Raw genomic sequence first — 22,996 nt, forward strand, 5'->3', positions numbered from 1 at the left:
TCACCATGAAGGGGGCGGCATGAAGGAGGCGGTTTGGGCGGGACCCAGTACTCACTGAAGTGGATGCGTTATGACGAATCGACCGGGGACTGGACAGAACCGCAGCTGCTCACCCAGGACGCATCCGGATACGCGGCCCTGTCCGCCTTTCCCGGTCGGGGTGAGCTCTGGTGCCTCTACCCCACCGAGGATGAATGGTACCTCAACTGGACTCGCTATGACAGCGATAACGACGAATGGTCGTATCCTGACCGCGACCCGACGCGCCAACTGCGGAGCTTCGGCACGAGTTCGCTCGGCAATGACCTGTGGTGCCTCCAGTTCCCGAACTCGGGAAGCGACTGGCGGCTGAGAGGATACCGGGCAGCGGGGAACTCCTGGACTCCCCCGTCGGTGTTCGACCCGACGGGCGAATGGTCACCCGGGCTGGCGGAGTGCGACGGATACCTCTACTGCGTGCACATAGCAAATCCCGGATCCAAGCAGCCATACCAAGTGCAGTGGACACGTTTCGACGGGAAATCATGGGAGCCCAACAAGGACATAAGCGGAGCGGAAGCTGGACAGTCACCAGTGCTCGCCGAGTGCCTGGGGCAGCTGCACTGCGTGTATTCCCCCACTTCGTACACCAGCTTGCAGTGGTCAAGGTTCAGTGAAGGGGCGTGGAGCACCCCCGAAGAAATCCCGGCCACTGCGGGAGCGACAGGAGACACAGTTCCCGCAGTGGCCGCCACTGGTTCGGGGAAGCTGATATGTTGCTACCAGGATGCCTACACGCGTCAGCTGTACTGGACGTCCTACAAGCAAGAGAGCAACTGGGAACAGCCGAAGCAATTTGAAGGCGTTTCCAATGTGGAGTCCGGTCCGAGTCTGGCCTGTTACAACGAGGACGTCTACTGCGTCTACCCCGTGTCGGGGTGAACGTCGACGTGCTCACCCCTGGCTGCCCGTTGTGCGGAGCTCATCCCCCGTCCCGACCGGACGGGGGGTGGGGGTGAGGAACTGTTCCACTTCTGTGCCCTGGTATCCCGTGCGAGACCTCGACGCGCGGGATCGGGAGGGCACCTCGAAGTCGCGGCCGTGGCGAGCCGTGCGTAGCCGTCCGACTGAGCCGGTTTCCCGACGCGGGATGTCCCGGACGTTCCCGTGGAGGAGACTACGGGAACGGTGGGCCACAGTCCCCCCGATCGCCCGTGGACTGCCCACCGCGTTCAGGGTTCCTCGCTGTCGCGCACGGGAACTCTCACGTTCGAGCTCGCGGTTTTCCGGTGAACCGCTCGCGAATGTCGAGCAGCGTCTTGACCGCACCGCGCACGTCGTCCTCCGTCACTGTGCCGCCGAGGACTTCGCCGAGCTCGCGGCTGTCGTTTCGACGTACGCTCGTCTCCACGGGCATCGTGCCCGTTGAACCGGCGAGCTGGACAACCGCGACTGCTGCCGCACGATTTCGCCGGCTTCGGGGCGGTGGCAGCGCCGCGCGAGCCACCCGCCCCCGCCAACTCGTCAGACGCATGAGCAGCTGGGACCGGAATGGGCGGACAGCGGGAAAGTCTTCACCACCGAAGAAGACCGTGCTCCGCACTCGGCCGAGATGACCGAGACGTTCCACCGGATCACCCGCTTCGCGGCCCTGCCACCGGTACGGCTACACCGCCTTCGGCACGGAGCGGCGTCGATCACGCTCACGGCCGGTATTCGCTGGGAAAGTCCAGGCAACCTTGGGGCACGGCTCCGATCGGCCCCACCTCGGACACCTACACGAGCGTGTACCCGGAAGTCGCGCAAGCTTCGGCGGAGAAGGCGGCGGCTATCGTGCCGCGCTCGTCCACGGGAACGACCGACAGCAGTGGTGTGAACACACCGTTGTCACACACCCTGGCGGATTCTCCGACCAAGCACGGAATTCGCTGGTCACTGGGTGGGCCGCCAGGGACTCGAACCCTGAACCCGTGGATTAAAAGTCCACTGCTCTGCCCGTTGAGCTAACGGCCCGCGTGTCACAGCCTACAACCCGGCTCCGATCTTGTGCATCGCCGGGCGGGGTGATCCCCGCCCGGCCGCTCCTGTCAATCAACGCGCGACGACCGGCTCGACCCCGACGGCCTTGCCGGTGCCGCTCCGCTCGTTCCAGCCCAACGCGGTGATCATGGCCACGATCAGCACGAATCCGATCCACTGCGTGACCGTGAGCGTCTCGCCCAGCACACCCACCCCGACCACGGCGGCCGTCGCCGGGAAGGACAGCTCGGCCACGGTGGCCCGCGCCGCGGCGGTGGTGCGCATCCCGAGGTAGTACAGGCTCAGCGCCAGCAACCCCGGAATCAGGGCGAGCAGCAGCAGCCCGCCGATGTTCCCCCAGCCGACGGCGAGGGCTTCGCCGATGTTCGACAGCCCCTGCCACGGGGAACCGTCCCGGAAGAAGACCACCAGCGCGGCGGTGGGCAGGCCGACCGAGTACCGCAGGGTCGTGACCTCCATGGCACTGAGTTCCCGGCTGAGCATCCGCCCGAACACGGTCCCGGCCGCCCAGAGGACCGCCGCCCCCAGCGCCAGCAGCGCGGGCATCACGCGCGAAACGCTGACCTGGAGCGGGTCCGGGAAGGCCAGCATCCAGGCCCCCAGCACCGCGGGCACCGCGAACACCGGGTACCAGCCGCCCATGCGTTCCCGCAGCAGCAGGAACGACGCCACCCCGGCGAAGACGGGCTGCAACTTCTGCAGCACCACGGGTGTGACCGGGTCACCGTAGGTGAACGCGGCCGTGAAGAGCAGCGTGGCCAGCGCGGAGGTCCCCGCCCCCACCACCAGCACGCCGAGGCGTTCCCGCGGTCCGCAGCTCCGGAACGCCCGCCAGGCCCGCGGCAGCAACGGCACGAGCAGCAAGGTCACGATCAGGTGCTCGCACAGCACCACCGTGGTCGTCGGCAGGCTGGTGGCCAGCGGCATCCGCCACAGCGCGTCGGTCCCCCACATGGCGGTGGCGATCGCGACCAGCCACGTTCGGTCACGTCCCGGATCGGTCATCCGATCAACCTAGCGCGCCGCGCCCCCCGCACGCCGCCGCACGAGGGCGGGATCCTGCTCACAGTCCCCGGAACCCCGGATCTCCCCGAGCACCGAGACAGACCCACCCGTTTCAGTGAAAGTTCCGCGCGGAGCGGCACTTCTGGGGTATGGATTGGGCATATGCGACGTTTCTCGATACCGAGCGCGATAGTGCTCGCCGTGCTGACCGCCACAGCGCCGACCGCGGCCGCGGCCCAACCGGCCGAGAAGGCCGACCCGTCCGCTTCCACGCACTCGTACGGAACCTTCGGCCATCACGAGGAGGGGGCCACCGCGGTCACCTACGAACCTTCCGAGGTTCCCGTCGGATCCACCGCGGGATTCCTCGCCCGCGAAATCCCCGGTAACCGCACCGGGGTCGTGGCCGCCCTGCGCGGCCTGCGTCCGGACCGGGACTACGGCGCGCACGTGCACACGAAGCCCTGCGGGGAGACGGGCTCCGCCGCCGGACCGCACTTTCAGCAGGAGCAGGCCCCCGAGGGGGTTTCCGGCGATCCCGCCTACGCGAACCCGCACAACGAGGTGTGGCTGGACTTCCACACCGACCACGCGGGTAACGCGGTCACCGGATCCTTCGGCGACTGGGACCTGGAGCGGGCCGGAAAGGCCTCGATGGTGATCCACGAGCACCACACCCGCACCGCCCCCGGAGAGGCCGGTGAGGCCGGGGACAGGCTGGCCTGCCTGACCGTCGAGTTCTGAGCCGCTCTCGCCGGGGGCTCTCCCGAAGCGCCTGCTCCCTCCACACCCTGCCCGGAGAGGCGGACCCGAACTCCGGGCAGCAGGCCGAAGGTCACGCGCGGGCGGAGCACGGCACCGGCACTCCGGTGCCCGGTGCCGACACCGCTCGAAGGCCCTAGATAATGGAGGCATGTCGCTCGCACCCGCCACCGCACCGCTGCGGATCGGCCCGTACGAGGTCGACCCGCCAGTGGTGCTCGCCCCGATGGCCGGGATCACCAACATCGCCTTCCGAAGGCTGTGCCGCGAATACGGCGCAGGGCTCTACGTCTGCGAGATGATCACCTCGCGCGCGTTGGTGGAACGGCATCCGACCACCTTGCAGATGGTTTCCTTCGACGCGGACGAGTCACCGCGGTCCATGCAGCTGTACGGCGTGGACCCGGCGACCATGTACGACGCGGTCCGGATGATCGTCGACGAGAACCTCGCCGACCACGTCGACATGAACTTCGGCTGCCCCGTCCCGAAGGTCACTCGCAAGGGTGGCGGCTCGGCACTTCCCTACAAGCGCAGGCTGTTCGGCGAGATAGTGCACGCGGCCGTGCGCGCGGCCGAACCGGCGGGCATCCCGGTCACGGTCAAGTTCCGGGTCGGCATCGACGACGAGCACATCACCCACCTGGACGCGGGCCGCATCGCCGAGGACACGGGCGCGGCCGCTGTGGCGCTGCACGGCCGCACCGCCGCGCAGCGCTACTCCGGCACGGCGGACTGGGATCAGATCGCCCGGCTGAAGGAAACCGTGCGCGGCATACCCGTGCTCGGCAACGGAGACATCTTCAGCGCCGACGACGCGCTGAAGATGATGTCGTCCACCGGGTGCGACGGCGTGGTCGTCGGGAGGGGCTGTCTGGGACGCCCCTGGCTCTTCCGGGACCTGCAGGCCGCCTTCGCCGGGGAGCCCGTACCGGAAGGCCCCGACCTCGGCGAGGTCTCGCGCGTGCTGCGCAGGCACGCGGAACTGCTGACCGACCACATGGGCGAGCACAAGGGCGTACGCGATCTGCGCAAGCACATGGCCCAGTACCTGCGCGGGTTCCCCGTCGGCTCCGAGCTCAGGAAGCAATTCGGGCTGGTGTCCACCCTGGCCGAGCTGGACGACCTGCTGGGCTGCCTGGACCCGAACATTCCGTTCCCGACCGAGGCCGAGGGCCCGCGTGGCAGGCAGGGCTCGGTGGGCAAGGTGGTGTTGCCGGAAGGTTGGCTGGACGATCCGGAGGACTCCTCCGTTCCGGAGGGCGCGGAGCTGGACCACAACGGGGGTTGAGCACCCCCGCCCCCGGACGTTGGCGTGCACGCGGGCTGCTGCTGCTCGGCATGCCGATCTGCCTGCTCTGGGGTGGTTCGGCTCCTCCCGAGGAGGGGACCTCCCCCTCGGAGCGGCGGAGCGCGGTCACCGACTACTTCGCGGCCAACAACGCGGCGGCACGTCGCGGCCCGGATGCTCAACGGGCCTTCCTGCGGCGCACCCAGCACCCGGACTTCCGGGAGAGCACCTGCTCGCTCGCGGGCAGGACCGTCACCATCGATCCGGCGCCGCGCACACTTCGGCGGGACCCCGACTTCACGGTGCACGGCCTGCGCCCGGCGGGGCGCGTCCGGGTGGTCGCGGTGGAGGTCACCGTCCGCCGAGCCGGTGAGATCGTCGGCAGGCAGATCGGCTCGAAACACCTGGTCTCGTTGGACGGAGAGATCTACGGGTTCGCCCCGTGCCCGGCCTGACTCCCGTCCGTCGCGAAGAACGTGCGGGCACTTCCCCCCAACCGGTGACAACACAGCGAATTCGAACACGAACGCTGCGTAAGTGCGCGCGAGCCTGTTCAATGAGCGGCACGCGGGGTTCGGCAGGCCGTGCGCTCTTTCCCGCCCGCCCTCGGGACGAGTACGCCGGTTGAGCGAATTCACGCACAGTTGAGCACTACCGGCTCAAGCGGAGCACATCGTTCGACGAAACCAGGGTGGGAGGTGAGTGCGATGTCCGGACTTCGCGATGGCATTGCCAGGTCGGGTACCTGGCAGGACGAGGCCGCTCGGGCACGCCTGCACGACCTTCCGTGCACCGAACATTCGACGGGCAAGCACTACGCGACCGACCCGACCACGGCGGTCGGTCTCGCCCAGCTGCACGAGGCCATAGCCGAGCTGCTCGCTACGCGTGGAAGGTGGCAACAGGCGTACCGGCATCTGCGCGCTGCCCTGGACCTGCGGGACAGCGAGCTGGCTCCGCGCGTTCCCGAGCAGCTGCGTCACGAGGTGAACTGGCTGCGCAGGGAGCACGCCAGAGCGAGAGAGCAGAGCCTGCGGGACACCCTGACCAACAGCTACAACCGCCGCTACCTGGACGAGCGGCTCAAAAGGCTGTCCGAGGAGAGCACCGGAGGGATCGGCATAGCTCTGGTGGACCTGGACTGGTTCAAACAGATCAACGACACCCACGGTCACGTGCTCGGCGACCGCGTGCTCCAACACGTGGTGGAGTTACTGCAGGAAGAACTTCCCGCGCGGGGATTCTGCGCCAGATACGGGGGTGAGGAATTCGTACTGGTGCTGCCCGAAGTGGACGTGAACACCGCTGTAGCCGTATGCGAACGCGCCCGCACCCGAATCGAGAGTTTTCCGTGGATTCGAATGGCCAGCGGCCTGCGCATAACGGTGAGCATCGGATTGACTTACGACACCGAGCACACCAGCACGTCGGCACCGACAACCACGGAGCAAAAAATACTCAGTGCCGATGTGTTGCTGTACGCGGCCAAACAATCCGGACGCAATACGGTGGCGTACCGCGCCGACGGAGAAGTGCAATTGACCGGCACGGCGGAGCATTCCGAATAGTCACCGAAAAACTACTGAACGCGATCACCCTCCGGTGTGGACACGAACGTCCACCGCTCCCCCGCACGGGGGAGCTCAGCTTGTGATTTGCCCGACAACACCCCGCGCTGTAGTGCACATATCGTGAAGAATCCGGTGCCACTATCGTCAGTCCGAACGATCGGCCGTAGCATCTTGGCCGAGTGTGGCGATACAGCATCGGGGGTGGGGATCGCCAAACATCGGGATGAACGCCAATGGCTGTAAGGTGGGAGGGAACACGGGTGCCGGAAAAACCCCGCGAAGGCAGTTCGGGGCACCAGAGTTCCCACTCGGAGTGGGCCTCCTCCCCGGAGGAGACAGGGAACGAAACCGGCGAGCAGTCCAAGTCGCGCAGGCGCAGGCGCGCGCTGGGGGACGACGGCACCGGGGGGACGCGAGTCGGGGACCTGCTGTCCAAACACGGCAAACGTCAGACTCAGTCCACCGGGTCGCACCGCAGGATCGAGGAAACCGAACAGGACGCGCCCCAGGATCCGCCGCCGCAGTCGCCCCAGCCCCCGGCCACCGACGGTCGTCGAGCCGCCGGGAACGGGGAAGCTCCCACCCGGGCGGACGAGGGGGAGACCTCCGCCCGGCAACCGGCTCCGGAGGCACCGAACGCGCGCCCCGGTCGCACCCGCCGCGCGCGGCGACGTGCACAACACGCCTCCGAGCAGGAGGACGAAGCACACCACCAGGGCCCGTCACCCGGTGAGTGGCGGGCTCCGGCGGGCGAGGACAAGCAGCAGTCTCCCGCAGCACCGCCCCCGCAGGAATCCGACCCGGTGAACAAGGCCGACGACACCGCACGGATCCCACCGTTCCGGGGAGCGCCGCGGAGGCCGAACGGCCCGCGCAACCGCCCCAACGAACGCCCGGCGACCGAGCAGCGACCGCACTCCTCCGGGACCGCTGCTCCGGAGGAAGCGGCCACGAGTGTGCGTCCCGCTCCCGACTCCGGGGCGCCACCCGCCTTCACACCACCAGCTCCCCCGGCGCCGCACCAGCAGTTCCCCCCGGCCGCGGGGGCCCGGCAGCAGGAGAGCGGACAGCTCTCCGAATCCGCCGACCAGGACGCAACACTCCAGCACCCGCCCGTGCGGGCACCGCACGCTCCCGAGACGCGGCAGATTCCGGCTTCCGGAGCGCCCCCCGCGGGGCCGGCAGCTCCCGGAGCGGTCCCCCCCGCATCACCCGCGAACACCCCGGCAGCGGCCGGTCCACGTCCGGGCGGCGAGGTTCCCGAGAATCCGCCCCCCCACCGCCCGCACGCGGACACCTCCGCCCGGGAAGTGGCTCCGGAGGAGGCGCCCACCCGGTACGAGCCGCTTCCCTCCGCACCCGAGCGAGCACGGTCGGACATCGCGGACGCGGAGGGATCCTCCGACGGGGAGAATTTCCCCCGGCACGAGCACTCGGCCGACTCCTCCACCGATCAGGAGCGGAAACGTCGTGGCTCCGAACCGGAATCCGCGGAAGAGGACGCGGACGACGAGGACGTGGACGATGCCGCGGAGGACGAGGGCGCGGACGGGGACAAGGCCGCGGATGACATCGACGCCACTCTGGCCAGGTTCTCCGCGGTCCACGACGAGATAGCCGCGGAGGAGGCCAAGCGGCGCAAGCGCTTCGCATGGTTATTCGGCAACCGCAAGGAGCCCGAACCCGGCCAGGACATGCCGTTCGACTTCGCCGACGATCGCGGAGGCAGCGCGTCCCGTGTCGAGTGGCGCAAGGACAAGCGGCGTAAACGCGTTCGGACGCTGGGAAAGTCGCTCGCGGTCGCCGCTGCCGCGCTCGTCTTCGTGAGCACGGGAATCGGCTGGGGAAGCATGACCTGGTGGGACTCCAAGTTCAAGGAGATCTCCGCGCTCAGCCGGGACTCGAACTCGATCCGGAGCCCCGAGATGCAGGAGGGCGATCTGAACTTCCTGCTCATCGGATCCGACACCAGGGCAGGGGCGCGGTCCGGGGACAACGTCGGTACCAGCCAGGGGGTCGCGGGCGCGCGCTCGGACACCACCATGATCGCCCACATCCCGGCCGACCGCAGCCGCGTGGTGATCGTCTCCATCCCCAGGGACCTGGAAGTCGACATCCCGGCCGACACCTGCGAGTCCTGGAACGCCAAAACCGGTGAGTACACCGACAAGATGGTCCCGGCCAGGAACAACGTCAAGTTCAACGTGGCCTACGCCGACGGTGGTCCGCAGTGCGTGACCGAGAAGGTCCAGGAACTCTCCGGCCTGAAGATCACGAACTTCCTCGGGATCAACTTCCAGGGGTTCAAGTCGATGGTCGACGCGGTGGGAGGCGTGCGGGTCTGCTCCAACAAACCGATGATCGACAACGAGCTCGGCACGGTGCTCAAGACCGGTGGGTGGCACGAGCTCCGGGGTGAGCGGGCCCTGCAGTACGTGCGGGCGCGCAAGGTCGTGGGCGACAGCACGTCGGACTACGGCCGGATGGAACGCCAGCAGATGTTCCTGTCCGCGCTGCTGCGCAAGATGACCTCGAGCGACGTGCTGTTGAACATGAACAAACTGGGCGACCTGGCCAACGCCGTCATCGCCAACACCTTCGGCGAGAACGTCAACAGCAACAAGCTCATCGCTCTCGGCAAGTCCCTGGAGGGGCTGGACCCGAAGAAGGTCACCTTCGTGACCATCCCGACCACGGGTGAGAACAACGCGCGCGGCAACGAGGAGCTGCGCGAGTCGGCCACGAGCTCACTCTTCCGGGCCGTCATCGAGGACAAGCCCATAACTCCCTCCGAGGGGTCGGGCGAACAGCGGAGCCAGGGGAACTCCTCCACCACCAACTCCTCCATGGCCGGTTCGCGGCACGAGCCGGCGCAGACCACCCCGAGTCAGGCCTCCACCGACCCCACCCCCTCCGGCACGAACGTGGCCGTGCTCAACGCCACCGAGCGCAGTGGGCTCGCGGGCAACACCGCCCAGAAGCTGCGGGAGCACGACTACGCGGTCGGCGAGGTCGGCAATCTGGACTCCCACAGCGATCAAACCGTCATCAGGTACTCGGAGGGCAACAAACAGCGGGCTCAGCTGCTCGCCTCGTCCGTGCCCGCGGCCGAGTTGATGAAGGACGCTTCCGCCGGGAACACCGTCAGGTTGGAGATCGGCGGCGATTACGAGAACCGGATCCTTCAGCCCGACACCGGTAAGGTGGAGGTCCCGGAGGGGCTGTGGACCGTCAACGCGGGCAAGGACGTGTGTGGCGGGGTGAACTGAACCACCGGACGGCCTAAAAACGAAGATCATTCGAATTACTGCTCAGACCACGTTCACCGGTGGTTAACCGCCGGGAACCCTGCACGACTCCCGTACGAAGTAGGCTGGAACCCATGCGTGAGGTCTACCAGGAACAGCTCGACAAGCTCGCCGAGGAGCTCGCCGCGATGTCGACGATGGTCGGCAACGCGATGGAGCAGGCAACCACCGCGCTGTTGGGAGCAGACCTGTCGTTGGCCGAACAAGTCATCGACGATGACATGAAGGTGGACGAGGCCCGGGCTCGCTGCGAGGAGCACGCCTTCGGGCTGTTGGCGCTGCAGGCGCCGGTGGCAGGCGACCTGCGCACCGTGATCTCCACGATCCACGCGGCCGAGAGCCTGGAGAGGATGGGTGATCTCGCGCTGCACGTCGCCAAGGCCGCCCGACGCAGGCATCCGCAGCCGGTGCTCCCCGAGGACGTCAAGACGTACTTCTCCCAGATGGGGCAGGTAGCGGTCCAGCTCGCCAACCGCCTGAACCAGATCCTGCGCACCCAGGACGTCCAACAGGCGCGCGACCTCGAGGTCGACGACGACGAGATGGACGACCTGCACCGGCACCTGTTCAGCGTGGTGATGGGGCCCGAGTGGTCGCACGGGGTCTCCGCCGCCGTGGACATCACGCTGCTCGGCCGGTTCTACGAACGCTACGCCGACCACGCCGTTTCGGTCGCCCGCCGGATCGTCTACGTCGTAACCGGAACCATGCCGAGCAGCGAACGTCCGTGACGCGGAGCGAGATGGTGCGGGGCGGGCCGGGACGAGGACAAGCCGCTCGAGCTGTTCCCTCGTTTCCACGCTCCCGCCCCACTCGACCGGGTGAGCAGTATTAATACTCGGCGTTGATAACCGGGCCGCGCCCCGCGGTTGTGCGAGGCTCCCGGACGTGAACGAGAGTCCGACCGTCCATCGCCGACGCCTCGGTGGTGAGCTCCGCAGGCTGCGTGAAGCGGCACAGCGGACGCACCGCGAGGTCGCCGCCCACCTGGATTGTTCACAGGGCAAGATAAGCCAGATCGAGCTCGGGCGAGTACCGGTGCGCACCGCCGACGTCCGCCTGATGGCCGGGTTCTACGGCTCGAGCGCCGAACAGATCTCGGAACTGCTCGAACTGGCCGAAGGGTCCAAGCAACGCGGGTGGTGGCAGGAGTATCCGAGCACGGCTCGCCGCAACGGGTTCGACACCTACCTCGGTCTGGAGACCGCGGCGACGGCGCTGAGCGTCTTCGAACCGGATCCGCTTCCGGAACTGCTCCAGACCGCCGAGTACAGCGCCACGCTGCTGGGGTCGAGCAGGGAGGAGTTCACCGCCCCCGAGATATCGGAACGACTGGTCGTGACCTCGAGGCGCCAGCAACGACTGCTCGGCACGGCTCCGCTGGAGCTGTGGGCGGTGCTGGACGAGGCCGCGCTGCGCCGGCTCGTGGGCGGCAGACGACTCATGCGCGGGCAGCTGGAGCATCTGGTGCTGATGAGCTATCGGCGCAACGTCACCGTCCAGGTGTTGCCGTTCGACGCCGGGGAGCATCCGCTCATGGGTGAGCGTGTCACGGTGTTCTCGTTCCGGAACAGCACCGATCAGCAGGTGGTGCACGCGGGGGATCCGACGAGCTCGCGTTTTCTGGACAAGGGCGGCGAGACCGAGCCGTACCTGAGCGCCTTCGAGCAGGTGTGCTCCATGGCGCTGCCGCCCAAGGAGTCGACGATGCTGATCTCCAGGATCGCCGACGAGCAACCGTGCCGCCCGTTTCGCCGCCCGGCGCGGACGGAACAGCGGGGATCCCGGTCACGTCGTTGAACGGTGCCCGGAGCCGGGTGTGTCCGGGACCCGTTCACCGGGAACGTTTCGCGCGAAACGTTCGAAAGCTCCCGAGACTCCCTCCGAGCGGAGCGGCCACTTCTCTCCGCGCACGCCGTCGGCACCGCCGAAGGATCCGCGCTTCAGCCCGAGCAGGACGAGAACATCCGGTGCGTGAGTCGGATGCTTTGCAAGGCCGGGCCGCTCGCCGCGTAGGTCGCTACTCAAGAGCGGCCCAACGTCGCAAGGCGCCGACTCACGTGACGGCTACCCGACCACGCACGCCACGCACTTCGCAGGAGGTCACCCGAAGCGGCCGGATATGTAGTCCTCGGTGGCCTTCTGACTGGGGTTGGAGAAGATCTTCCCCGTCTCGCCGATCTCGACCAGCTGGCCGGGCTCGCCGACGGCGGGCAGGTTGAAGAACGCCGTCTGGTCGCTGACCCGTGCGGCCTGCTGCATGTTGTGCGTCACGATCACGATCGTGTAGTCCTTCTTCAGCTCGGCGATGAGGTCCTCGATCGCCAGCGTCGAGATCGGGTCGAGCGCGGAGCACGGCTCGTCCATGAGCAGCACGTCGGGCTGCACGGCCGTGGCGCGTGCGATGCAAAGCCGTTGCTGCTGCCCCCCGGAGAGACCTCCGCCCGGCTTGTTGAGCCGGTCCTTGACCTCCTCCCAGAGGTTGGCCCCGCGCAGCGAGCGCTCGGTGATCTCGTCCAGCTTCTTCTTGTCCTTCTCCCCCGCCAGCTTCAGCCCGGCGACGACGTTGTCCTTGATCGACATGGTGGGGAAGGGGTTGGCCTTCTGGAACACCATTCCGATGGTGCGCCGCACCTGCACCGGGTCGACCCCGGGCGCGTAGACGTTCTCGCCGTCGAGCAGCACCTTGCCCTCGACCCGGGATCCCGGCACCACCTCGTGCATGCGGTTCAGCGAGCGCAGCACGGTCGATTTTCCGCAACCGGAGGGACCGATGAAGGCGGTCACACTGCGCGCGTGCACCTGCAGCGTGACGTCCTGAACGGCGTGGAACTTGTTGTAGTACAGGTTGAGGTTCTCGATGTCGAGCCGCTTTGCCATGATTCGGCTACCGCCCTACTTGGTCTTTACAGCGAAAAGCTTGGACAACAGCGTCGCGATCAGGTTGATGAGCATGATCAGCAGCACGAGGGTGAGCGCTGCCCCCCACATCCGGTACTCGCCGGCCTCGGTCGAGGTCTTGCGCGCCGTGTAGACCGTCAGCGGCAGCGAGGCCATGGGGCCGTCGAAGAGGTTGAAGTTGATCGCCCGGGAGTACCCGACGAGGATCAGCAACGGAGCTGTCTCCCCCATCACCCTGGCCAGTCCGAGGATGATGCCGGTCAGGATCCCGGACAGCGAGGTCGGCAGCACCACTTTCACGATCGTTTTCCACTTGGGGACGCCGAGCGCGTACGACGCCTCCCGCAGCTCGTCGGGCACGATCATCAGCATCGTCTCGGTCACCCGGACCACCACCGGCAACATCAGCAGCACCAGCGACAGCGAGACGGCGAAACCGCTGCGGTCGAGTCCGAAGGTGGTGATCCAGAGCGCGTAGATGAACAGCCCGGCCACGATCGAGGGGAGCCCGCTGAGGATGTCCACCATGAAGGTGGTGGTCCTGGCCAGTCTGGAGTTCCTCCCGTACTCGATGAGGAAGATCCCGACGCTCACACCGAGCGGAACCGAGATCAGTGCGCAGACGAACGTCTGCTCCAGCGTCCCGACCAGGGCGTGGTAAATACCGCCACCGAAGTCGTTCGGCAGCAGACCGTAGAACGAGTGCGTCCACCAGTCCGCGTTCAGCATGGGGGACAGGCCACGCCGGACCAGGGTGAACAGCACCCACAGCAGGGGGATGACCGCCACCACGAAGGCGAGGGCGAACAGCGTGGTGGCGATGTGGTTCTTGGCTTTGCGTCCCGGGCTCAGCTGCTGGAACGCCGGGGTCTTCGCGGGCCGCTCGATATCGGCGGTGTCCGTTCTCATTCCTTCCCCTTACCGCTGCTGCTCTCGATCCAGCGGGCCAGCGCGTTGACGGCGAAGGTGCTGATGAACAGCACCAGCCCTGCCGCGATGTAGGCACCGACGGTCAGGTTGTTGTTGAACTCCGCCGAGCCGAGGGCGATCCGCGACGCGAAGGTCGCCCCGGCGTCGAAGATGCTGTAGTGCGGGCCTTCGTAGGTGTAGCTGAGGATGACCGTCAGGGCCACCGTCTCGCCGAGGGCGCGTCCCAGTCCGAGCATCGACCCACCGACGAACCCGCTGCGGCCGAACGGCCACACGGTGGTGCGCACGACTTCCCACTTGGTCGCCCCGAGCGCCAGGGCGCCCTCGATCTGGGCGTTCGGCGTGCGGGCGAAGACCTCGCGGGCCACACCGGTGATGATGGGCAGGATCATCACGGCCAGCACGATCCCGGCGGTGAAGACGTTGGAGCCGCTGTCGGCGGGCACGTTCCCGTCGCCGAACACGGGGATCCAGCCGAGGTTGGTGTTCAGCCACACGGCGACGGGTTTGATCACCGGCGCCAGCACCAGGGCTCCCCACAGCCCGTAGATCACCGAGGGGACCGCGGCCAGCAGGTCCACGATGTAGCCGAACGGTCTGGCCAGCACGCGTGGCGCGTACTGGGTGAGGAACAGGGCGATTCCTCCCGCTACCGGCATCGCGAGGACGAGCGCGAAGATCGAGCTCGCCACGGTGATCCAGGCGAGGTCGACGATGCCGAAGGCCAGGTCGTCCGGATCACCGGTCTCCCACTTGCCGGACAGCAGGAAGTTGGCCTCGTTGGCCTGCAGGGCGGGGATCGCTCGTATGAGCAGGAAGAGCCCGATGGCGGCTATGATCGTCACGACGAACACGCCGGATCCGGTGGCGAGGCTCCGGAATATTCGATCCCCGATGCGCACCACCTTCTTGTCGGTGGGCGTGTTCGGCGGGGTGACCGGGGCTTCGAGGACGGGGGCTTCCGTGGTGTTCACGGGAGCATCGCCAACCTCGCCCGGTGGGTCCGGCCTCCGCTCGGAGTTCCTCGACTCGCTCACTGCCGCTCGCAGCCTCTCAGTTGCTCGGCTCGCTGTCCGTGCGGGTGCCTCGCGGTACCGCGAAACATCCGGCCCGGCCATCCGGTCGGCGTGTCACCGACCCTCCGGACCTCCGCACGAGTTCGGACGGGGTGTGCTGTTCGGTCGCGCCGGTGCGGTTCATTCTTCGATCGCCCGGACGGCACCGAGGACCTTGCTCTTGAACTCGGGGGGCAGCGGGACGTAGCCCGCCTGTTCCAGGTTCTCCTCACCCGCGTGGGCCGCGACCTTCAGCGCGGCTTTCACGGACCTGGCGGTCTGGGGGTCGTACCCACCGGAGCACACGACCTCGTAGGTCGCGAGCACGATCGGGTAGACGCCGGGTGCGTCGTTGCCGTAGATGGACTCGAGATCCAGCTTGAGGTCGTTGCCCCTGCCCGCGATCTCGGCCGATTCGATCGCCTTGCCCGCGGACTCGCTGTTCAGCTCGACCGGCCCGTTCCCGCTGTCGATCGAGGCGATGCCCAGCCCCGCGTTCTTGGGGAACGCCCATGCCGCGTAGGTGATTCCGCCTTCGGTCTGCTCGACCGAGGACGTCACACCGTCGGTGCCGGAGCGGCCCTGCCCGACCCCGTTCTCCGGGCGGAAGGTCTTGCCCTCACCCGTCCAGAGCCCCTCGGTGGCTGTGGACAGGTACTCCTGGAAGTTGGCCGAGGTCCCCGACTCGTCCGAACGGTAGAAGGGGACGACGGGGATGTTCGGGAGGTCGGTTCCGCTGTTCAGCCGCTGGATCTCCGGATCGTTCCACCGCTTGATCTCGCCCTGGTAGATCCTGCTGATCACCTCGGGGCTGAGCACGAGGTCGCTGACGCCGGGGATGTTGTAGGTGACGGCCAGCGGACCGAAGACCATCGGGATGTTCCAGGCCGGGTTTCCCGAGCAACGCTTCCTGGCCGGTTCGGCTTCCTCGGTGGTGAGCGCCTCGTCGGACCCGGCGAAGTCGACCTGACCGGCCGTGAAGGCCGAGATTCCCTTCCCCGACCCGGAAGCGGTGTAGTTGAGCTTCTTCCCGGGGCACTTGACTCCGAAGTCCCTGGCGAAGACGTCCATCGCGTTCTTCTGCGCCGAGGACCCCTCGGCCGCCACGGACTCGTCCCCGCAGTCGACCTCCAGCTGCCGCAACTCGGGATTGAGGTCGGCGTTGGTCACGTTCTGATCGGTTCCGCATGCGGAAAGTGCCAGCACCCCCACGGCGAGGGCTCCCAGCACGGCCTTGTGCCGCCCGATGTGCACGTCGTTCCTCCAAGACCGGAAGTCAACGGCGTGTGCCGTCCACGCCCGGCAACCCTAGGGCCATTCGGTAGACATCTACCGCCATTCAGGTGAACAAAGAGTGAACTCCGCACTCTAAGTAAGCAATCCCACATCTTTCCGGGTGAGCGGAAGCTAATCCGCTCACCCGGACACCGCGACTGGACACACTTCGTGAACGAAACGAGTCACCGACCGAACTGCGCGTCGACGTCCCAGCGCTCGAAACCGAGGCGCCGGTAGACCGCGACGGCAGGCCCGTTGTCACCCTCCACGTACAGCATCACCCGCGAGCATCCGGCTTCCCGCAGATGACGCAACCCGGCCAGCGTCAGAGCACGCCCGAGACCGCTACCCTGAGTAGCCGGGTCCACGCCGACCACGTAGACCTCACCGGTGCCGTCCGGGTGAATCTTGGTCCAGTGGAAGCCGAGCAGGTTCCCCGACTCGTCGACCGCCAGCAGGAACCCGGCCGGATCGAACCAGTCGAGCTCCTCCTTCTCGCGCAGTTCCCGCTCGGTCATACCGCCCTGCTCCGGATGCCAGGAGAAGGCGCGCTGATTCACCCTGACGACTTCCCGCTCGTCCTCGTCCACCCGGAAGCCGCGTATCGCCACCCCTTCCGGCAGCACCGGCTCCGCGAGCTCGGCCCCGCCGAGTTCGCGTCCCATCCGCCACAACTCGCGAACCCGGCTCGCGCCGAACCGGTCGGCGAGCGCGACCGCGCCGGGCAACAACCCGTGCGACCACACACGCAGCCGCCCGGCGTCCTCCGGCGGTTCCTCCCCTCGCACGGGGACCTCCGCGCGCTGGGCGAGCGCGCGGACGAGCTCGCCGCCCACTCCCCTGCCGCGGAAGTTCGGGTGAACGGCCAGCTCCGCCACGAGGGGTTCTCCCGAAGCCAGCCCCTCCGTGTCCAGATGCGCGTACCCGGCCAGCTCCCCCTGCTCGGCCCGGACCACGAAGTGCTCCGAACCACCGGTATCGGCCCGAACCGGTTCGATCTGCTCTGTCACGCCCCGGTGCGCACGCAACCGCAGAAGTACGTGCTCACCGGCGGGGGCCACCCCGTCGATTCGCTCGGTCTCCGCCAGCAGGTTCTCCACCTCGGCGGTCTCGGCGTCGTCCAGTCCGTTTCGCCACGTCAGCTGCACCACACCGACCGAGATTACCCATACTCGACCGCTGTCGGCCGCTCGCGGCCCTCCGAGTGGCGAGTCTCGCCACCCCGCGCCGGCCCCCCACGCGGGATTTCCCCGAGCGTCCTCGAACACCGGTTTCCCGGGATCGCTCTCCCGGGGAAATCACTCGGCCGGGTCGTACTCGGCCCCGGCCCGCCACGCCGGGTCCCGCTCGGCGGAGTCCGCCTCGTCCACGGCCCCCTCGTTCATCCGGGAAGCGAGCTCGGCCTGCTCCGCGTCGTGCGCGGCCGAGTCGGCTCGGCGCGACCCACCGCTCTCCCTGCTCGTGCGGGACGGACGCACGAACTTGTACCCGACGCTGCGAACGGTGCCGATCATGGCCTCGTGCTCGGGGCCCAGCTTGGACCGCAGTCGACGGATGTGCACGTCGACCGTGCGCGTCCCCCCGAAGAAGTCGTACCCCCAGACCTCCTGGAGCAGCTGCACCCTGGTGAACACCCTGCCCGCGTGGGTGGCCAGGTGCTTGAGCAGCTCGAACTCCTTGTAAGTGAGCTCAAGGGCACGTCCCTTCAACCTGGCGGTGTAGGTTTCCTCCTCGATGACGAGGTCACCCACGGTGACCGGGCCGCCCGCCGTGGAGCTGCTGCCGCGCTGAGAGGTACGCAACCGGATCCGCGCGTCCACTTCCGCGGGGCCGGTGGTGGGCAGCAGCACGTCGTCCACGCCCCACTCGGCGTTGACCACGACGAGCCCGCCCTCGTTGACCACGGCCAGAACGGGAACGCCCTCCCCGCCGGAGGACAGCACTCGGCACAGGTTGCGCGCCCCGGCCAGATCGTCCCGCGCGTCGACCAGTACCAACTCGTAACCGGTCGTGGTCACCACGGACGAGGAGTTCGGCGGAACGACCCGGACCCGGTGGGGCAGCAACGACAGCGCAGGCAGCACGGACTCGCAGTCGGATTCGTTGCTCAGCAGCAGCAGCTCGGAGCTCATCTATGCCTCCGTAAACCGGATCTCACCGGCGTGGACGGTACGGCTGGGGAACCGCGGCGGACGGCGAGGCTCCGTTGCCTCCGATGACGGGGAGAATACACACGCCACCGCGGACGAGCACTGGTAACGCAGCGCACATCACACGAACGCGAGAGCGATGACGGCGAAGCTTTCGACGACGAACTCGCGAACGGAATTTTTCCGGCCACGAAGGCCTTCTCCCAGAATTCTCCCGTCGCCCTCGCCCCGGCCCTCCGCGAACGCACCGACTGGCGCCCCGGTACGAGACCCCACGTGTGCGATCCTGGCCGACGGAAGCGGTCCCTCGAGCACGGCTCGACCGGACAGGTCGTTCCCCTGCCCGCGAACGAGTCCGGCCCACCGGCTCCGCGATCCGACCCGGACGCGGGGCCCGGCCGGTAGACCCCACAGAGAAGGAAGCGCGCGGTGAAACGTGCCTTACCCGGAAAAAAGCTGGTCATAACACTGGTCGTGCTGATCGGCCTGCTGCTGGCCGCCGACTTCGGCACGGCGGCCGTGGCCGAGAACCAGGTTTCGAAGAAGATGGGCGACAAGCTCGGGCTCGCCCGCGACCCGGCGGTGCGGATCAACGGCTTTCCGTTCCTGACCCAGGCGATCCGCGGCGACTTCCGGGATGTGCGGCTGCGCGCCCCCGGAGTGGACATGGGCCCGGTCGAGGACGTGGACCTGCAGGCCGATCTGCACCACGCGCGGGTCTCCACTTTCGCGATGCTGAACGGCGACTCGAGCAGAATCGACGTCGACGAGGTGGTCGGCCGCCTCCGGCTCGACGACGCCTCGCTCGGAGGGGTTCTGCCCGTCGACGACCTGCGCATCGCTCCCGCCGGTGACTCCGCGGGGGGAACGGCGAACTCCTCGGACTCCTCCGGCCGCGCCTCCACGGGAGTCCGGCTGGAGGGCACCGTGGACATCGCGGGAAGCACCAACAAGGTCGCCGTCACCGGTCAGCTCGTGCTGAACGACGAGGGCGGCATCCGGATCGAGCCGCGCGAACTCGACCTGGACAACAGCCGGGTCGGCTCCGTGGACCTGGCGAGCCGTTTCGAGCAGGCGATACTGCGCCGGTTCACGACTACACTCGATCCGGGAATGCTGCCCTTCACCGTGCGACCGACGGCGCTCCACGTCGAGCCGGGCGCGCTCGTGCTCGAGGGAACCGCCCGGAACGTGACCGTCAACGGCGACGGAACCGTGAACTGATGTCGCCGGGCTGGTGGGCGCTGGCCGTCGCGGTGGCGGCGGCGCTCGCGCTCGGCGCGCTGCTGCGAACGCGGGAGGGCAGGATCACCAAGGGCAGGATCACCACCAGCGGCACCGGTCGCGGAGACGAGATTGGACGGGAGCGAACAGTGTTCGACCAGCTTCCCCCCGAGATAGCCGATGCGTTGCACGGCGCTCTCCGTGGTTCCGGGAAGGGTGAGAAGCCCGGGACCTCCTCGGAGGTTGCGGGCCCCGAAGGGGATGTGACCCTGCTGCAGCTGTCCACCGCGTTCTGCGCCCCCTGCAGGCACACTCGCGTCCTGCTCTCCACGCTGGCCGAGCGGACGGCGGGCCTGCGGCACGTCGAGTTCGACCTCACCCACCGCCCGGAGTGGTCGAAGCCGTTGCGGGTGCACACCACTCCGACCACGCTCGCGCTCGACCCGGCAGGACGCGAGCTCTTCCGGGTGTCCGGGGTTCCGCGGCGGGACGGACTGGACACCGCGCTGCGCCCCCACCTCGCCCGCTGACTGCAGGCAGAGCGGGGCGGGCCGTGCCCGTACCGGAACGACCCACTGCGGTGCCGCCGCCCCGGGAGCACCGCGGTGATCACCGAACGTGCTCGTCCGTACCGACGGATCCGTCCCACAGGGTGAACAATCTTTCCGACTGACGGTCGTGGCAGGTAATCTCCGGGGCGTGCACGTACTGCTGACCTCCAGGCGCGCGGTGGACCTGTGTCGCGTTGGGAGCAGCCTGTGTTGCAGGCGATGACCGGGCGGTAACGACACCGGACGCGAGCGGACCACACGTCCGCAGCCGGCGCGTTTCGCTGCCACGCCCGACGGACCCGACAGCACCGTCCACCGGCCAGGAGGTCCCATGCCCACCGATGCCCGTGTCGATCCACGCGGTGTTCGATTCACGGCATGGGTCACCAGCGGCGTTCTCGCCGTCGGGCTGGCGACGGGGAGCTGGCGCGTACTCGCGGCGCAGACAGCGTTGTTCGCGCTCTGCGCGTTCGTCGGACTGCGCACGAATCCCTGGGGTCACCTGTACCGGCGAACGCTTCGACCTCGCTTGCGCGAAGCCCCCGAGCCGGAGAACGAGGATCCCGAACCGGTCCGCTTCTCCCAGGGGATCGGGTTCGCCTTCGCTCTGCTGGCCACTGTGGGGTACGCGGCGGGGTGGACCTCTCTCGGCATCGTCGCGAACGCGCTGGCCCTGGTGGCCGCACTGCTCAACGCCGCCTTCGGCTACTGCCTCGGTTGCCGGCTGTACCCGGTGGTCAGGCGGCTGGTAACCGCCGGATCACCCACCGAGACCCACTGAGATTCCACTTCGCAGATACGAGCAAAAGGAGCCACTCCATGAGTCGTGAACAGGTCCTGGTCACAACCGACTGGGCCGAACAGAACCTGGACACCGACGGGGTCGTGTTCGCCGAGGTCGACGAGGACACCACGGCCTACGACAACGGACACATCAGGGGAGCCGTCAAACTCGACTGGCGCAACGAGCTGCAGGACCACGTCCGGCGCGATTTCGTCGGACGCGAGGACTTCGGCAAGCTGCTCTCCGCCAAGGGGATCTCGAACGACGACACCGTGGTCCTCTACGGCGGCAACAACAACTGGTTCGCCGCGTACGCCTACTGGTACTTCAAGCTGTACGGCCACAACGACGTCCGGCTGCTCGACGGCGGCCGCAAGAAGTGGGAGCTGGACGGCCGCGAGCTGACCAAGGACGTACCGGAGCGCCCGCGCACCAACTACGTCGCCGCCGACCCCGACAACTCCATCCGCGCGTTCCGCGACGAGGTCGTGGACGCGATCGGCAACCGCAACCTCGTCGACGTCCGTTCGCCCGACGAGTTCTCGGGCAAGCTGCTCGCCCCCGCGCACCTTCCGCAGGAGTCGGCCCAGCGCGGCGGGCACATCCCCTCCGCCATCAACGTCCCGTGGAGCCGCGCGGCCAACGAGGACGGCACCTTCAAGTCGGACGACGAGCTGCGCAAGGTCTACAACGAGGCAGGGCTGGACGAGTCCAGGAACACCATCGCCTACTGCCGGATCGGTGAGCGCTCCTCGCACACCTGGTTCGTGCTCCACGAGCTGCTCGGACACCAGGACGTGAAGAACTACGACGGATCGTGGACCGAGTACGGCTCGCTGGTGGGCGTGCCGATCGAGAACCCGAGCGAGCAGGAGGCGTGAGCGTGACCAGTGGATGCGGAGCACCGGACCAGTCCGGCGCCGTGAGCACGGACACCGGTGACCAGACAGTCCTCGCGGGCAAGGTCCGCTCGGCCGGGCAGCCGGTCGGCGGGGCCTTCGTCCGCTTGCTGAATCCCTCCGGCGACTTCACCGCCGAGGTCGTCACCTCCGACGAGGGGGACTTCCGGTTCTACGCCGCCGAGGGGACCTGGACCGTCCGGGCCCTGCACCGGGACGGCAGCGGCGAGTCCGCGGTCTCCCCCGAGGGGCCCGGTCTGCACCAAGTGGACATCTCGGTGGCTTGATCGGAGAGTTCGGCGGCTCGGTCTGCGTAGGTGGTCGCTCGTGTGGTGTGCTTCGGTACCGCCCGCGCCGAAGCTTCCGAGCTCAGGCAGCGAGCGAACGCACCCGCCGAAGCTCTGCCGACGTCTCGTCCCGCTCGGGCGTCCGAGCGGGACGAGTTGCTCCGCCCCCCCCGGGAACGTCAGCGGTCCTGGGCCCACCTGGAGCGCAGCAGGGCGAACGCCCGTTCGTCGCGGTCCTGCGCCGCGGGATCGGAATCGGTGCGGCAGCCGACCGTGGTGAAGTCGAGCACCTCCCAGCCGGTGCGTTCGAAAAGCCTGCGCAGCCCCGCTTCCGAGAAGATCCAGTAGTTCGTGGAGTCGTTGTTGGCCTCGGTCGGGTGCAGCAGATAGGCGACGGGCTGCTCGGCCAGCCGGGTCCCGTGGTCCGGGCTGAGTTGTGCTATCCGCGTGGACACGAAGCAGAGATCGCTGCGCCGGGCGAGCGTCTCCAGCACGTAGAACGGGTTCCTGAGGTGGTACAGCAGCCCGAGGAACAGCACGGCCCCGTAGTGCTCCGCGGGCAGCGCGAACTGGCTGTCCAGGTCCACATCGTGGATCTCCGCGGAGGAGCCGAGGTCCTCGGCCAGCAACCGCGCACCACGTAGCCGGTTGTAATTGGGAGCCGCCGTGTCCACCACGTCGATGTGGCAGCCCAGCTCCGATTCCAGGAAGAACCCCAGATCCCCGTCGGCCGCCCCGATGTCGGCGATCCGGCTTCCGGCCAGCCCTCCGAACACGTTCCTGTTCTCCCCGGAAAGCAGACCGTCCAGGTGCAGCACGTTGGCCAGCGTGTCGAAGGGGTACCAGTCGAAACCGGCGTCGATCTCCTGCTTGCGCGCGAGCAGCCATTCCCGGTAGGAAAGCGCCTTGTCGCGCAGCGTGGCGAACTCCATGTGAATCCTGTCTCTCCCGCGTGAGCACCGGTGCCGCTGAGCACCGAAA

General features: G+C 67.9%; 23 protein-coding genes and 1 tRNA gene. 14 read left to right on the forward strand and 10 right to left on the reverse strand.

The genetic code is table 11. The features are described from left to right. The first annotated feature begins 33 nt into the window (after nt 1-33). Nucleotides 34-921: a hypothetical protein gene (locus tag FHR84_RS10435; RefSeq protein ID WP_179535255.1), complete on the forward strand. Its 888-nt coding sequence runs from the start codon at nt 34-36 to the stop codon at nt 919-921. A 322-nt stretch (nt 922-1,243) separates the two neighbouring features. On the opposite strand, the gene FHR84_RS10440 is transcribed toward FHR84_RS10435, so the two are convergent. The 3 genes from FHR84_RS10440 to FHR84_RS10450 form a co-directional block, all read right to left on the reverse strand. Continuing rightward, the gene (locus tag FHR84_RS10440) at nt 1,244-1,396 is read right to left on the reverse strand and encodes a hypothetical protein (protein ID WP_179535256.1); all 153 of its coding nucleotides are present in this window, start codon (nt 1,394-1,396) and stop codon (nt 1,244-1,246) included. A gap of 523 nt (nt 1,397-1,919) precedes the next feature. After that, a tRNA-Lys gene (locus tag FHR84_RS10445) sits at nt 1,920-1,992 on the reverse strand. Nucleotides 1,993-2,070: 78 nt separating this feature from the next. Next, entirely contained in the window at nt 2,071-3,024 is a 954-nt protein-coding gene (locus tag FHR84_RS10450) for a DMT family transporter (protein ID WP_179535257.1), read from the reverse strand. A gap of 162 nt (nt 3,025-3,186) precedes the next feature. Between FHR84_RS10450 and FHR84_RS10455 the strand changes: the two genes are divergently transcribed. From FHR84_RS10455 to FHR84_RS10485, 7 genes are all read left to right on the forward strand, one after another. After that, nucleotides 3,187-3,768, forward strand: coding sequence for a superoxide dismutase family protein (locus FHR84_RS10455; protein WP_179535258.1), 582 nt, complete (start codon nt 3,187-3,189; stop codon nt 3,766-3,768). 169 nt (nt 3,769-3,937) lie between these two features. Then, on the forward strand, nt 3,938-5,077 hold the full coding sequence (gene dusB / locus FHR84_RS10460) for a tRNA dihydrouridine synthase DusB (RefSeq protein WP_179535259.1): 1,140 nt from the start codon (nt 3,938-3,940) through the stop codon (nt 5,075-5,077). Next, nucleotides 5,074-5,532 (forward strand): hypothetical protein, encoded by a 459-nt coding sequence (locus tag FHR84_RS10465; RefSeq protein ID WP_179535260.1) that lies wholly within the window; start codon nt 5,074-5,076, stop codon nt 5,530-5,532. Before dusB ends, FHR84_RS10465 begins: the two co-directional genes overlap by 4 nt. 252 nt (nt 5,533-5,784) lie before the next feature. Continuing rightward, nucleotides 5,785-6,645 (forward strand): GGDEF domain-containing protein, encoded by an 861-nt coding sequence (locus FHR84_RS10470; RefSeq protein ID WP_179535261.1) that lies wholly within the window; start codon nt 5,785-5,787, stop codon nt 6,643-6,645. A 263-nt stretch (nt 6,646-6,908) separates the two neighbouring features. Continuing rightward, the gene (locus FHR84_RS10475) at nt 6,909-9,917 is read left to right on the forward strand and encodes an LCP family glycopolymer transferase (protein WP_179535262.1); all 3,009 of its coding nucleotides are present in this window, start codon (nt 6,909-6,911) and stop codon (nt 9,915-9,917) included. A gap of 113 nt (nt 9,918-10,030) precedes the next feature. Then, the gene (phoU, locus tag FHR84_RS10480; RefSeq protein ID WP_179535263.1) at nt 10,031-10,687 is read left to right on the forward strand and encodes a phosphate signaling complex protein PhoU; all 657 of its coding nucleotides are present in this window, start codon (nt 10,031-10,033) and stop codon (nt 10,685-10,687) included. Nucleotides 10,688-10,844: 157 nt separating this feature from the next. Beyond that, the gene (locus tag FHR84_RS10485) at nt 10,845-11,756 is read left to right on the forward strand and encodes a Scr1 family TA system antitoxin-like transcriptional regulator (protein ID WP_179535264.1); all 912 of its coding nucleotides are present in this window, start codon (nt 10,845-10,847) and stop codon (nt 11,754-11,756) included. A 303-nt stretch (nt 11,757-12,059) separates the two neighbouring features. On the opposite strand, the gene pstB is transcribed toward FHR84_RS10485, so the two are convergent. The 6 genes from pstB to FHR84_RS10515 form a co-directional block, all read right to left on the reverse strand. Continuing rightward, nucleotides 12,060-12,836 (reverse strand): phosphate ABC transporter ATP-binding protein PstB, encoded by a 777-nt coding sequence (gene pstB, locus FHR84_RS10490; protein WP_017977037.1) that lies wholly within the window; start codon nt 12,834-12,836, stop codon nt 12,060-12,062. Nucleotides 12,837-12,851: 15 nt separating this feature from the next. Beyond that, a complete protein-coding gene (gene pstA / locus FHR84_RS10495; RefSeq protein WP_179535265.1) occupies nt 12,852-13,766 on the reverse strand; it encodes a phosphate ABC transporter permease PstA in 915 nt (304 codons plus the stop codon). Next, nucleotides 13,763-14,824 (reverse strand): phosphate ABC transporter permease subunit PstC, encoded by a 1,062-nt coding sequence (gene pstC / locus FHR84_RS10500; RefSeq protein ID WP_179535266.1) that lies wholly within the window; start codon nt 14,822-14,824, stop codon nt 13,763-13,765. The genes pstA and pstC overlap by 4 nt, the downstream gene beginning before the upstream one ends. Before the next feature lie 159 nt (nt 14,825-14,983). Then, nucleotides 14,984-16,096 carry a phosphate ABC transporter substrate-binding protein PstS gene (pstS, locus tag FHR84_RS10505; RefSeq protein ID WP_179535267.1) on the reverse strand — a complete coding sequence of 371 codons (1,113 nt, stop codon included), beginning with the start codon at nt 16,094-16,096 and terminating at the stop codon, nt 14,984-14,986. Between the two features lie 206 nt (nt 16,097-16,302). Beyond that, a complete protein-coding gene (mshD, locus tag FHR84_RS10510; RefSeq protein WP_179535268.1) occupies nt 16,303-17,271 on the reverse strand; it encodes a mycothiol synthase in 969 nt (322 codons plus the stop codon). A gap of 147 nt (nt 17,272-17,418) precedes the next feature. Next, complete coding sequence (locus FHR84_RS10515; protein ID WP_179535269.1) at nt 17,419-18,252, reverse strand: winged helix-turn-helix transcriptional regulator; 834 nt, start codon at nt 18,250-18,252, stop codon at nt 17,419-17,421. 447 nt (nt 18,253-18,699) lie between these two features. On the opposite strand from FHR84_RS10515, the gene FHR84_RS10520 reads away from it, so the two are divergent. The 6 genes from FHR84_RS10520 to FHR84_RS10540 all read left to right on the forward strand — a co-directional run bounded on the left by FHR84_RS10520 (nt 18,700) and on the right by FHR84_RS10540 (nt 22,015). Continuing rightward, nucleotides 18,700-19,494 (forward strand): LmeA family phospholipid-binding protein, encoded by a 795-nt coding sequence (locus FHR84_RS10520; protein WP_179535270.1) that lies wholly within the window; start codon nt 18,700-18,702, stop codon nt 19,492-19,494. Next, nucleotides 19,494-20,024: a TlpA family protein disulfide reductase gene (locus FHR84_RS10525; RefSeq protein WP_179535271.1), complete on the forward strand. Its 531-nt coding sequence runs from the start codon at nt 19,494-19,496 to the stop codon at nt 20,022-20,024. Before FHR84_RS10520 ends, FHR84_RS10525 begins: the two co-directional genes overlap by 1 nt. 169 nt (nt 20,025-20,193) lie before the next feature. Beyond that, complete coding sequence (locus tag FHR84_RS23240) at nt 20,194-20,268, forward strand: putative leader peptide (protein WP_343075234.1); 75 nt, start codon at nt 20,194-20,196, stop codon at nt 20,266-20,268. Between the two features lie 108 nt (nt 20,269-20,376). Then, a complete protein-coding gene (locus FHR84_RS10530; protein WP_179535272.1) occupies nt 20,377-20,826 on the forward strand; it encodes a DUF4395 domain-containing protein in 450 nt (149 codons plus the stop codon). 38 nt (nt 20,827-20,864) lie between these two features. Further along, entirely contained in the window at nt 20,865-21,710 is an 846-nt protein-coding gene (locus tag FHR84_RS10535; protein ID WP_179535273.1) for a sulfurtransferase, read from the forward strand. Beyond that, the gene (locus tag FHR84_RS10540; RefSeq protein WP_179535274.1) at nt 21,707-22,015 is read left to right on the forward strand and encodes a DUF1416 domain-containing protein; all 309 of its coding nucleotides are present in this window, start codon (nt 21,707-21,709) and stop codon (nt 22,013-22,015) included. Before FHR84_RS10535 ends, FHR84_RS10540 begins: the two co-directional genes overlap by 4 nt. Before the next feature lie 179 nt (nt 22,016-22,194). Here the strand turns inward: FHR84_RS10540 and FHR84_RS10545 are convergent, their stop codons facing one another. Beyond that, on the reverse strand, nt 22,195-22,947 hold the full coding sequence (locus FHR84_RS10545; protein ID WP_179535275.1) for a methyltransferase domain-containing protein: 753 nt from the start codon (nt 22,945-22,947) through the stop codon (nt 22,195-22,197). Nucleotides 22,948-22,996: the final 49 nt, after the last annotated feature.

The organism is Actinopolyspora biskrensis (assembly GCF_013408175.1).
In the GTDB taxonomy this organism is placed as follows: domain Bacteria; phylum Actinomycetota; class Actinomycetes; order Mycobacteriales; family Pseudonocardiaceae; genus Actinopolyspora; species Actinopolyspora biskrensis.